Genomic DNA, 11,755 nt, shown 5'->3' with positions numbered 1-11,755 from the left:
GCACCGGAGAGGCCCGGAGCGGCGCGGAGGCCCCGCGTAACCTGCACGGGTGCTCATCCGCTCGTTCCCGGCCGGCGCGTTCGGCACCAACTGCTACGCCGTCGCCTCCGGGCCCCGGCAGGAGTGCGTGGTGGTCGACCCCGGCATGGACGCCGTCGAGCCGCTGGCCCGCCTGCTGGCCGACGACGGCCTCAAGCCGGTCGCCGTCGTCCTCACCCACGGCCACCTCGACCACACCTTCTCCGTGCTGCCGGTGTGCGACGGCTACGGCATCCCCGCCTACCTGCACCCGGCCGACTCCGGGATGCTCAGCGACCCCGCGCGCTGGCACGGCCCGCAGCTGGCGCCGCTGATCACCGGCGTCCGGCTGCCCGACCCCACCGACGTGGAGCCGCTCGACGACGGCGCGGTGCTGTCGCTGGCCGGCGTCGAACTGACGGTGCGGCACGCGCCCGGGCACACCCGGGGCTCGGTCGTCTTCTCCCTCGACCTGGGGGAGGCTCCGGGGCTGCTGGCCGGCGACGTGCTCTTCGCCGGCTCCGTGGGCCGGGTCGACCTGCCCGGCGGGTCGTGGGAGGACATGCTGCGCTCACTGCAGGACGTCGTCCTGCCGCTGGACGACGGGACGGTGGTGCTGCCCGGGCACGGTCCCGCGACGACGATCGGCCGGGAGCGGGCGACGAACCCCTTCCTCGCCCAGGCGGCGAGCGCTCCGAAGGGCCGCGGGCTGTGAGCGGCCTGACCGCCCCGAAGGGCACCTTCGACGTCCTGCCGCCGGCGTCCGAGCGGTTCCTCGCCGTCCGGGAGACGCTGACCGCACCGCTGCGGCGGGCCGGGTACGGCTACGTCGAGACGCCGGTGTTCGAGCACACCGAGGTGTTCTCCCGGGGTGTGGGCGAGTCCACCGACGTCGTGACGAAGGAGATGTACACCTTCGACGACCGCGGCGGCCGCTCGCTGACCCTGCGCCCGGAGCTCACCGCCGGGCTGATGCGGGCCTTCATCGAGCACCGGCTGCACACCGGCGCGCTGCCGGTCAAGCTGTGGACGGTGGGCTCGGCGTTCCGCTACGAGCGCCCGCAGGCCGGTCGCTACCGGCACTTCACCCAGGTCGACATGGAGGCGCTCGGCGTCGACGACCCGGCGCTGGACGCCGAGGTGGTGGCGCTGGGCGTGCAGGGCTTCCGCGACCTGGGGCTCACCGACTTCGAGCTGCTGCTGACCTCGCTGGGCGACGCGACCTGCCGCCCGCAGTACCGCGAGCAGCTGGTCGGCTACCTGGACAAGCTGGACCTCGACGAGGAGACCCGGCGCCGGGCGGAGATCAACCCGCTGCGGGTGCTCGACGACAAGCGGCCCGAGGTGCAGGCGCAGCTGGACGACGCGCCGCTGATGGTCGACCACCTCTCGGACTCCACCAGGGCGCACTACGACGCCGTCCGCCAGCACCTGACCGACCTCGGCGTGACCTGGACCGAGGCGCCGCGGCTGGTGCGGGGGCTGGACTACTACACGAAGACGACGTTCGAGTTCGTGCACAACGGGCTCGGCGCGCAGTCGGCGATCGGCGGCGGCGGGCGCTACGACGGCCTGTCGGCCGCGCTCGGCGGCCCGGACGTCTCGGGCATCGGTTACGCCGTCGGCGTCGACCGCACCCTGCTGGCGGTCCAGGCCGAGGGCCTCGACGTGGGGACGGCAACGGGCGTGCAGGCGTTCGTCGTCCCGCTGGGCGAGGAGGCCAGGCGGCTGTCGGTGCGCCTCGTCGGGCAGCTGCGCCAGGCCGGCGTCTCCGCGGACACCGTCTACGGCGGGCGCGGCCTCAAGGGCGCGATGAAGGCCGCCGACCGGTCGGGCGCCTCGCACGTCGTCGTCATCGGCGAACGAGACCTGGCCGAGGGCGTCGGCCAGCTCAAGGACATGCGCACCGGCGAGCAGCGCCCCGTCCCCGTGGGCGAGCTGTTCGAGACGGTGCGTGCGAGCGTGGGGGAGTGACTTCCATGGAGCAGCGGCCACTGGGCCGGACGGGTGCCGACGTCAGCGTCGTCGGCCTGGGGACCTGGCAGCTGGGCGGGGACTGGGGGGACGTCGACGACGACAGCGCCGCCGAGGTCCTCGACGCGGCGCTCGACGCCGGGGTCACCCTGCTCGACACCGCCGACGTCTACGGCGACGGCCGGTCCGAGGAGCGCATCCGCAGGGCGCTGGTCGCCCGGTCCGACCGGCCGTTCGTGGCGACCAAGGCCGGCCGCCGCGCCGACCCGTTCGAGGCCGCGCAGTACACACCGGAGAACCTGCGGGCCTGGATCGACCGCTCGCGCCGCAACCTGGGCGTCGAGACCCTGGACCTGGTGCAGCTGCACTGCCCGCCGCCGGCGGTCTACAGCGACCACCGGGTGTACGACGCGCTCGACGCGATGGTGGCCGACGGTGCGATCGCGGCCTACGGCGTGTCCGTGGAGACCGTCGCCGAGGGGCTGACCGCGCTGGAGCACCCCGGCGTGCAGACCATCCAGGTGATCCTCAACGTCTTCCGGCGCAAGCCGCTGGAGGAGCTGCTGCCCGCGGCCGCCAAGGCCGGGGTCGGCGTCCTCGCGCGGGTGCCGCTGGCCAGCGGCCTGCTGACCGGCAAGTACGACGAGTCGACGACGTTCGCGCCCGACGACCACCGGAACTTCAACCGCAACGGCGAGGCCTTCGACGTCGGCGAGACCTTCTCCGGGGTGCCCTTCGAGGTCGGTGTGGCGGCCGCCCGGGAGGTCGCCGCGATCGCCGGGGACGCGCCCACGGCGGCGTTCGCGCTGCGCTGGGTGATCGACCAGCCGGGCGTCACCACGGTGATCCCCGGCGCGCGGACCGTCGAGCAGGTCCACGGGAACGTCGCCGCCGCCGAGCTGCCCCCGCTCACCGACGCCCAGCTCTCCGACCTCGAGCGCGTCTACGACGAGCGCATCCGCGCCCACGTCCACGACCGCTGGTGACTTCCACCCGAAAGGCCCTCTAGTGCTCCGCACCCACGACGCCGGCACGCTGCGCGCGTCCGACGCCGGTTCCCCCGTCACCCTCGCCGGCTGGGTGGCCCGCCGCCGGGACCACGGCGGCGTCGTCTTCGTCGACCTGCGCGACGCCTCGGGCTACGTCCAGGTCGTCGTCCGCGAGGAGGAGGCGCACGCCCTCCGCAACGAGTTCTGCGTGCTGGTCACCGGCGAGGTGCGCCGCCGTCCCGAGGGCAACGAGAACCCGGAGCTGCCGACCGGCGAGATCGAGGTGGCCGCGGCCGAGCTCCGGGTGCTGTCGTCCTCGGCGCCGCTGCCGTTCCCGATCGAGACCGACCAGGCCGCCTCGGACGACGTCCGCTACCGGTACCGCTACCTCGACCTGCGTCGGCAGGGCCCGGCCCGGGTGCTGCGGCTGCGCTCGGAGGTCAACCGGGTCGCCCGCGGGGTCATGGCCAGCCACGGCTTCGTCGAGGTCGAGACGCCGGACCTGACCCGCTCGACGCCGGAGGGTGCCCGCGACTTCGTCGTCCCGGTGCGGCTGCAGCCGGGCAAGTGGTACGCGCTGCCGCAGTCCCCGCAGCTGTTCAAGCAGCTGCTGATGATCGGCGGGCTGGAGCGCTACTACCAGATCGCCCGCTGCTTCCGGGACGAGGACTTCCGGGCCGACCGGCAGCCGGAGTTCACCCAGCTGGACTTCGAGATGAGCTTCGTGGAACGCGACGACGTCCTCGCGGTGGTGGAGGACGTCGTCCGGGCGCTGTGGCGCGAGCTGGCCGCCCACGAGGTCCCCGAGATCCCGCGGATGAGCTACCGCGAGGCGATGGACCGCTTCGGCTCGGACAAGCCCGACCTGCGCTTCGGCATCGAGCTGACCGAGCTGACGGAGTACTTCGCCCGGACCCCGTTCCGGGTGTTCCAGGCGCCCTACGTCGGCGCGATCGTGATGCCCGGCGGCGGGTCGCAGCCGCGGCGGGCGTTCGACGCGTGGCAGGACTGGGCGAAGTCCCGCGGACACCGGGGCCTGGCCTACGTGACGGTCGGCGAGGACGGCGCGCTGGGCGGACCGGTCGCCAAGAACATCTCCGAGGAGGAGCGTTCCGGGCTGGTCGAGGCGGTCGGGGCGCAGCCCGGCGACTGCGTGTTCTTCGCCGCGGGCGCGCGCCGGCAGGCGCAGGAGCTGCTGGGTGCGGCGCGCAACGAGATCGCCCGCCGGCTGGAGCTGATCGAGCCCGGCTCCTGGTCGTTCCTCTTCGTCGTCGACTTCCCGATGTTCGAGGAGACCGAGGACGGCGAGTGGACCTTCATGCACCACCCGTTCACCTCGCCCACGCCGGAGTGGCGGGACCGCTTCGCCGAGGACAGGGGCGCCGCGCTGTCCGACGCCTACGACCTGGTGTGCAACGGCAACGAGCTGGCCAGCGGCTCGGTCCGCATCGCCGACCCGGACCTGCAGGAGCGGGTCTTCGAGACCCTCGGGATGTCCCGCGAGGAGGCCCGCGAGCGGTTCGGCTTCTTCCTCGAGGCGTTCGCCTACGGCCCACCCCCGCACGCGGGCGCCGCGATCGGCTGGGATCGCACCTGTGCGCTGCTGGCCGGGGTGGAGTCGATCCGCGAGGTCATCGCCTTCCCGAAGACCGGCGCCGGCTTCGACCCGCTGACCGGTGCGCCGACGCCGATCACCGAGGCGCAGCGCAAGGAGGCCGGCATCGACGCGAAGCCCGAGGAGCCGGCGCTGCCCGGCGAGCCCGGCGCCCCGGGGCCGACCGACCCGACCCGCTGACGTCGCCCCCGCCACCCGAGCGAGCAGTTGATCATCGCCAGGTGCATGACCCGCCCGGCGTGTCGGGTCACCATCTGCCGATGATCAACGCGCGCCGGGCCTCCAGCCTCGACTCGTGAGGGCTCGTCGCGTGCGGTCGACGACCACCGTCGGTGACTCCGCGTGCCGTGCAGCGAAGCGGAGCACCAGCCAGCCGTCCGCCGCCATCAACGAGTAGCGGTCGATGTCCTTGCCGAACTGCTCGGGTTCCGCGTGCTGCCGACCCTCGTACTCGAGCAGCACTCCCCACTCCTCGTACCCGAGGTCGCCGTGGGCCACGACCCGGCCCCAGCGATCACGGACGTCGACCTGCGGTTGCGGGTCCGGCAGGTCACTGGTCACCAGCCAGTACCGCACCAGGCTCTCCGGACGTGACATCGACAGCGGCGTGAGGAGGGGTGCGCACTGCCGGGCGCGAGCCACACCGCGGACCCGCGTCGCACGATCCAGACGACGGGCGAGCGCCTCAGCCGGCAGGTGACCGCCGCGCATTAGCGCGTCACCCACTGCGACGAGTTCATGCGGCGGCAGGCGCTCGGCGAGATCGAGCCAGGTCTGCGCTCCGGACGTCGTTCGGAGGCCGCGGTGCACGACGACGTCCTCACCGGTGAGCCGGCGCGTGTGGACGACGAACTCGGCGCGTTGGGGGAGCACCCGGCGCGGCGTCATGGTGACGTGGGCGCGGATCGGCAGGTCGACGTGCGTCCCGAGGAGCGCTGCTGCAGTGCGGTGACTGTAAGCGGCGTCCGCAGGGAGCAGGCCGGCGAGCAGTGCGAGGCGTTCCCGTCGGTCGATGGCGTCGTCCAGACACACGACGAAGTCATGAGCCAGGCGGACGAACCGTGGGCTGCGCAGCTGGGCCCGGGTCAGTCCGGCAGCGCGGGCGGAGGCAGCGGTGAAGGCCAGAGGCAGGGACACGCGGCCGACGCTGCAGTGGCAGCACCGCTCAGGGACGACCCGCCGGACGACTGTGGAGCAGCCTCGGTCCTGTGGACAGTGGTTCCTCTGCCGTGATCATCGGCGGCTGGCTGTCCGACTCTCCGACAGGGACAGCCACTCGCCGATGATCACGGCGGATCGGGCGGCAGGGGGCGTCAGGCGGACAGGCGGGCCAGCTGCTCGGCGGTCAGCTGCAGGTCCGTGGCGGCCGCGGAGTCCTGGATGGACGACGGCCGCGAGGCGCCCGGGATCGGGACGACGACGTCGGACTGGGCCAGGTGCCAGGCCAGCGTCACCCGGTACACCGAGACGCCCAGCTTCCCGGCGACCTCGGCGAACGCCGGCGCGGTCGACGACAGCGAGCCGGCCGCCGTCACCCCGCCGAACGGGCTCCAGGGGATGAACGCCAGCCCGTGCGCCGCGCAGTGGGCCAGCTCGTCGGCGGAGAACCGCCAGCCGGGGGAGAACTGGTTCTGCACGCTCGCCAGCGCGGGGCCGACGATCGAGCGGGCGACGTCGATCTGCGCGATGTCGGCGTTGGAGATGCCCACCATGCGCACCAGCCCGTCGTCGGCCAGCTGCCGCAGCGCGCCCATCGAGTCCTCCCAGGGCGTCCCCGGGTCCGGCCGGTGGTACTGGTAGAGCCCGATCGCGTCGACGCCCAGCCGGCGCAGCGAGTCCTCGCAGGCCCGGCGCAGGTACGACGGCGACCCGTCGAGCTCCCAGTCCGACCCGCGCCGGGTGTGCCCGCCCTTGGTGGCGACGAGCACCGACGACGTGTCGCCGCCGTAGGAGGCCAGCGCCGCGGCCACCAGGGACTCGTTGTGGCCGAACTCCGCCTCGTCGCGCGCGTAGGCGTCGGCGGTGTCGACCAGGGTGACGCCGGCGTCGAGCGCGGCGTGCACCACCGCCTGGGCGTCCTCCGGTGCGGGCCGGTCGTCCTTGGTCGACAGGGGCATCGCCCCGAGCCCGATGGCGCTGACGGTCTGGTCTCCGATGCGTCGCTGCTGCACGGGGGCTGTCGTGCCCCGCGGGTAGCGTTCCCACCCGTGAGTTCGCTGTTCGACGACCCGGCGCAGGAGGCCTCCGGCGTCGACCCGGGTGCGCCGCTCGCCGTCCGCATGCGGCCGCGGTCGCTGGACGAGGTCGTCGGCCAGTCCCACCTGCTGGGCCCCCGGGCGCCGCTGCGCCGCCTGGTCGAGGCGGACGAGCCGATGTCGCTGGTGCTCTACGGCCCGCCGGGCACCGGCAAGACCACGCTGGCGCACGTCATCTCGCTGGCCACCAAGCGGCAGTTCGTGCAGCTGTCGGCCCTCGACGCCGGGGTCAAGGAGGTCCGCGCGGTCATCGCGAGCGCCAAGCGCGAGCTGACCTACGCCGGCCGGCGCACCGTGCTGTTCATCGACGAGGTGCACCGCTTCTCCAAGACCCAGCAGGACAGCCTGCTCTCGGCGGTCGAGGACCGGATCGTCAGCCTGATCGCCGCGACCACCGAGAACCCCTTCTTCTCCGTGGTGAGCCCGTTGCTGTCCCGCAGCCTGGTGTTGGCCCTGCAGCCGCTGTCGGACGACGACGTCCGCAGCCTGCTGCGCCGCGCCCTCACCAGCGATCGCGGCCTCGACGGCGCGGTGACGCTGAGCCCGGAGGCCGAGGAGCACCTGGTCCGCATCGCCGGTGGGGACGGGCGCAAGGCGCTCACCGCGCTGGAGTCCGGCGCCGGTGCCGCGCTGGCCGCGGGGCTGACCGAGATCGACCTCGCCACCCTGGAGACGGCGGTGGCGCAGGCCGCGGTGCGCTACGACCGGCAGGGCGACCAGCACTACGACGTCGCCAGCGCGCTCATCAAGTCGATCCGCGGCAGCGACGTCGACGCCGCGCTGCACTACCTGGCCCGCATGGTGGAGGCGGGGGAGGACCCGCGGTTCATCGCCCGCCGGCTGGTCATCTCCGCCAGCGAGGACATCGGCATGGCCGACCCGACGGCGCTGCTCACCGCGGTCGCCGCCGCGGAGGCGGTGGCCTTCATCGGCATGCCGGAGGGCCACTTCCCGCTGGCCCAGGCGGTCGTCCACCTGGCCACGGCGCCGAAGTCCAACGCCGTCACCGTGGGCATGGGCGAGTCCGTCGCCGACGTGCGCGCGGGGCTCGCCGGTCCGGTGCCCCCGGGGCTGCGCGACGCGCACTACGCCGGCGCGAAGAAGCTCGGCCACGGCGGGACCTACGTCTACCCGCACGCTCACCCCGACGGCGTGGTGCCGCAGCAGTACCCGCCGGACGCGCTGGTGGGCAAGGACTACTACCGGCCCACGAACCGGGGGGCCGAGGCCACGATCGGGGCGCGCCTGGCCAAGCTGCGGGCGATCGTCCGGCGCGGCCGCTGAGCTCCCGGCGGGGCACAGACGGGCGCCCGGGCCCCCGACTAGTGTGGCCACGCCGGGCCGACGCCCGCCGGCGGCGCCGGCGGGGCGGACCTGGACGCCGGAGGAACCACATCGCCGAGAAGCACGGCCGAAGAACCAGGAGGACCGGGTGTCCGCAGGAGAGTGGGCCGGACTGATCGCAGCGCTGGCGCTGGTGCTGCTGGTGGTGCTGCTCGCCGTCCCGATCCTCAAGCTGGGTCGCACGCTGGACGAGGCGACGCTGACCATCCGGCAGACCCGGGAGCAGAGCGGGCCGATCCTGAGCCAGGCGTCGACGACGGTCGCCCACGTCAACAGCAACCTCGAGCGGGTCGACGACATCACCGGCAACGCCGCCAACGTGTCGAGCAACGTCGCCGCCCTCACCAGCGTCGTCGCCGCCACCCTCGGCAGCCCGCTGATCAAGGTGGCCGCGTTCAGCTACGGCGTGCGCAGCGCCGCCCGCAAGAAGCGCGAGGGTCAGGCGATCGCCGACGCCGCCGCCCGTGACAAGGCCGAGCGCCGCTCGCGCCGTGCCGCCCGGCGGGCCGCCTGATGCGCCGGCTGTTCTGGCTGGCGATGGGCGTCACCATCGGCGTGCTCGTCGTCCGCAAGGTGTCCGCCGCGGCGGAGAGGATGACCCCCGCCGGCATCGGCGGCTCGATCGCCGAGGGCCTGCGCGACCTGGCCGACGCCATCGGCGACTTCGGAGCCGACGTGCGCGCGGCGATGGCCGAGCGGGAGGTGGAGCTCCGCGCCGGCACCGGCCTGGACGCCCCGCTGCCCGAGCCCGGCCAGGCCCAGCTGCCCGGCCGGCACGCCACCGACCGCTGAGTCCCCTCCCCGCGGGCGGCCGCACGCCGGCCGGCCGCGCCTCCCAGACCGAGTAGGACATGCAGACCGCCGAGATCCGCCGCCGTTTCCTCGAGCACTTCGCCAGCCGCGGGCACACCGTCGTCCCCAGTGCCTCGCTGGTCTCCCCGGACCCGTCCCTGCTGTTCACCGTGGCCGGCATGGTGCCGTTCATCCCGTACCTCACCGGCCGGGAGCCGGCGCCCTACCCGCGGGCGACCAGCGTGCAGAAGTGCGTGCGCACCCTCGACATCGAGGAGGTGGGCAAGACCACCCGCCACGGCACGTTCTTCCAGATGAACGGCAACTTCTCCTTCGGTGACTACTTCAAGGAGGGGGCGATCCAGCACGCCTGGGAGCTCGTCACCGGCTCGGTGGACGACGGCGGGCTCGGCTTCGACCCGGAGAAGATCTGGGTGACCGTCTACCTGGACGACGACGAGGCCGCCGAGGCGTGGCACCGGATCGCGGGCCTGCCGGTCGAGCGGATCCAGCGGCTGGGCAAGAAGGACAACTACTGGCACACCGGCCAGCCCGGCCCGGGCGGCCCGTGCAGCGAGATCTACTACGACCGGGGCCCGCAGTTCGGCCCGGACGGCGGCCCGCTGGTCGACACGGCCGGAGACCGGTTCCTGGAGATCTGGAACCTCGTCTTCATGCAGTACGAGCTCACCGACGTCCGGAGCAAGGAGGACTTCCGGATCGTCGGCGAGCTGCCGAAGAAGAACATCGACACCGGCATGGGCCTGGAGCGGGTGGCCTACCTGCTGCAGGGCGTCGACAACCTCTACGAGATCGACGAGGTCGCCCCGGTGCTGCACCGGGCCGCCGAGATCGCCGGGGTGCGCTACGGCGCGGGTGGGCCGGGAGGCCACGAAACCGACGTCCGGCTGCGGGTCGTGGCCGACCACGTGCGCAGCGGGCTGATGCTCATCGGCGACGGCGTGACCCCCGGCAACGAGGGCCGCGGCTACATCCTGCGCCGGCTGCTGCGCCGCGCCGTCCGCTCGATGAAGCTGCTCGGCGTCGACGAGGCCACGCTGCCCGCGCTGCTGCCGGTGTCCAGGGACGCGATGAAGGCCAGCTACCCGGAGCTGGAGACCGACTTCGCCCGCATCTCGAGCGTCGCCTACGCCGAGGAGGAGGCGTTCCGCCGCACGCTGACCTCCGGGACGGCGCTGTTCGACACCGCGGTGCGCGAGGCGCGGGCCGCGGGGACGCCGTCCCTCTCCGGTGAGCAGGCGTTCTCGCTGCACGACACCTACGGTTTCCCGATCGACGTCACCCTCGAGATGGCCGCCGAGCAGGGCGTGACCGTCGACGAGGACGGCTTCCGCGCGCTCATGCAGCAGCAGCGGGACCGGGCCCGCGCCGACGCCCGCGCCAAGAAGACCGGCTCGGTCGACGCGCTGGCCTACCGGCGGCTGCTGGCCGACCACGGGCCCACCGACTGGCGGGCCTACGACACGCTGCGCACCGACTCCCGCGTGCTCGGCCTGGTCTCCGAGCTGGCCGCCGAGGAGGACGCCCCGGGCACTCCCGCCGGGCCGGGCGAGGTCACCCGCGTGGTGCTGGACCGCACGCCGTTCTACGCCGAGTCCGGCGGCCAGGTGGCCGATGCGGGCGTCCTGACCTGGGACGGCGGGCGCGCCGAGGTGCTCGACGTGCAGCGCCCGGTCAAGGGCCTGGTCGCCCACCAGGTGCGAGTGCTCGAGGGCGAGCTGCGCGAGGGTGCCGAGCTGACCGCCGAGGTCGACCGCGAGTGGCGGCTGTCGGCCTGCCAGGCGCACTCGGGCACCCACGTGGTGCACGCGGCGCTGCGCCAGGTGCTCGGCCCGCAGGCGCTGCAGTCGGGCTCCTACAACCGGCCCGGCTACCTGCGGCTGGACTTCGCCTGGCAGGGCGCGCTGTCAGCCCAGCAGCGGCACGACATCGAGGACGTCGCCAACGCCGCCGTCCGCGCCGACCACCGGGTCAGGGCCACCTACATGACGCTGCCCGAGGCCCAGGCCGTCGGCGCGCTGGCCCTGTTCGGCGAGACCTACGGCGAGCAGGTCCGCGTCGTGGAGATCGGCGGCCCGTGGTCGCGCGAGCTCTGCGGTGGCACCCACGTGCAGGGCAGCGCCCAGATCGGCACGCTCGCGCTGACCGGCGAGTCGTCGGTCGGCTCGGGCTCCCGCCGGGTGGAGGCCGTCGTCGGCCTCGAGGGCTTCCGGTACCTGGCCCGCGAGCGCGACCTGGTGCGTCAGCTCGGTGAGCTGCTCAAGACGCCCACCGACGACCTGGTCGAGCGGGTCAGCGGCATGCTGGCCCGGCTCCGCGACGTCGACAAGGAGCTCGCCGAGCTGCGCGCGCAGCAGACCCTGGCCGCGGCCGGGGAGCTCGCCGCCGGCGCCCGCGACGTCGGCGGGGTGGCGGTGGTCACCGGCGCGCCGAGCGGACTGGCCGGTGGAGACCTGCGCACACTGGCCCTCGACGTCCGGGGGCGGCTGTCCGCCGACCGGCCGGCGGTGGTCTTGCTCGCGTCCGAGTCCGGGGGCAAGGTGGCTCTCGTGGCGGCCCTCAACCCGGCCGCACAGGAGCGCGGGCTCACCGCCAGCGACGTGCTGCGAGCCGCGGCGGCCCCGGTCGGCGGACGCGGTGGCGGCAAGCCAGACGTGGCCCAGGGGGGCGGTACCGACCCCGCGGGCATCCCAGCGGCCCTGCAGGCCGGCGAACAGGCGGTCGTGACCGCCGCAGGGAGGTGAGCG

At 73.9% G+C, this 11,755-nt stretch carries 10 protein-coding genes; 8 read left to right on the top strand and 2 right to left on the bottom strand.

Annotated features, from left to right (window positions below; genetic code table 11):
- Positions 1 to 49 precede the first annotated feature (49 nt).
- The 4 genes from BMW27_RS05205 to aspS are packed head-to-tail and all read left to right on the top strand — an operon-like array spanning position 50 to position 4,776.
- A complete protein-coding gene (locus tag BMW27_RS05205) occupies positions 50 to 733 on the top strand; it encodes an MBL fold metallo-hydrolase (protein WP_091440259.1) in 684 nt (227 codons plus the stop codon).
- On the top strand, positions 730 to 1,992 hold the full coding sequence (gene hisS / locus BMW27_RS05200; RefSeq protein ID WP_091440256.1) for a histidine--tRNA ligase: 1,263 nt from the start codon (positions 730 to 732) through the stop codon (positions 1,990 to 1,992). Before BMW27_RS05205 ends, hisS begins: the two co-directional genes overlap by 4 nt.
- 5 nt (positions 1,993 to 1,997) lie before the next feature.
- Positions 1,998 to 2,978, top strand: coding sequence for an aldo/keto reductase (locus BMW27_RS05195; protein WP_091440253.1), 981 nt, complete (start codon positions 1,998 to 2,000; stop codon positions 2,976 to 2,978).
- Between the two features lie 22 nt (positions 2,979 to 3,000).
- Positions 3,001 to 4,776, top strand: a complete 1,776-nt coding sequence (aspS, locus tag BMW27_RS05190) for an aspartate--tRNA ligase (protein WP_091440250.1) — start codon at positions 3,001 to 3,003, stop codon at positions 4,774 to 4,776.
- Between the two features lie 84 nt (positions 4,777 to 4,860).
- Here aspS and BMW27_RS05185 read toward each other — a convergent pair whose 3' ends face one another.
- On the bottom strand, positions 4,861 to 5,733 hold the full coding sequence (locus tag BMW27_RS05185; RefSeq protein ID WP_245743316.1) for a hypothetical protein: 873 nt from the start codon (positions 5,731 to 5,733) through the stop codon (positions 4,861 to 4,863).
- A 176-nt stretch (positions 5,734 to 5,909) separates the two neighbouring features.
- Entirely contained in the window at positions 5,910 to 6,767 is an 858-nt protein-coding gene (locus BMW27_RS05180) for an aldo/keto reductase (protein ID WP_091440247.1), read from the bottom strand.
- A 36-nt stretch (positions 6,768 to 6,803) separates the two neighbouring features.
- On the opposite strand from BMW27_RS05180, the gene BMW27_RS05175 reads away from it, so the two are divergent.
- The 4 genes from BMW27_RS05175 (at position 6,804) to alaS (ending at position 11,752) form a co-directional block, all read left to right on the top strand.
- On the top strand, positions 6,804 to 8,135 hold the full coding sequence (locus BMW27_RS05175) for a replication-associated recombination protein A (protein ID WP_091440244.1): 1,332 nt from the start codon (positions 6,804 to 6,806) through the stop codon (positions 8,133 to 8,135).
- Positions 8,136 to 8,283: 148 nt separating this feature from the next.
- Complete coding sequence (locus tag BMW27_RS05170) at positions 8,284 to 8,709, top strand: DUF948 domain-containing protein (RefSeq protein WP_091155797.1); 426 nt, start codon at positions 8,284 to 8,286, stop codon at positions 8,707 to 8,709.
- Entirely contained in the window at positions 8,709 to 8,987 is a 279-nt protein-coding gene (locus tag BMW27_RS05165; protein ID WP_091440240.1) for a hypothetical protein, read from the top strand. The genes BMW27_RS05170 and BMW27_RS05165 overlap by 1 nt, the downstream gene beginning before the upstream one ends.
- A gap of 59 nt (positions 8,988 to 9,046) precedes the next feature.
- On the top strand, positions 9,047 to 11,752 hold the full coding sequence (alaS, locus tag BMW27_RS05160) for an alanine--tRNA ligase (protein ID WP_091440237.1): 2,706 nt from the start codon (positions 9,047 to 9,049) through the stop codon (positions 11,750 to 11,752).
- Positions 11,753 to 11,755: the final 3 nt, after the last annotated feature.

Origin of the sequence: Geodermatophilus poikilotrophus, assembly GCF_900111455.1 — a bacterium.
Taxonomy (GTDB): Bacteria; Actinomycetota; Actinomycetes; order Mycobacteriales; family Geodermatophilaceae; genus Geodermatophilus; species Geodermatophilus poikilotrophus.
This window is presented reverse-complemented; position numbering and strand designations above follow the sequence as displayed.

Excerpts from the sequence above, each read along its gene's own strand:
- alaS (WP_091440237.1), top strand. The coding sequence starts at position 9,047 with ATGCAGACCGCCGAGATCCGCCGCCGTTTCCTCGAGCACTTCGCCAGC.
- BMW27_RS05165 (WP_091440240.1), top strand. The coding sequence starts at position 8,709 with ATGCGCCGGCTGTTCTGGCTGGCGATGGGCGTCACCATCGGCGTGCTC.
- BMW27_RS05195 (WP_091440253.1), top strand. The coding sequence starts at position 1,998 with ATGGAGCAGCGGCCACTGGGCCGGACGGGTGCCGACGTCAGCGTCGTC.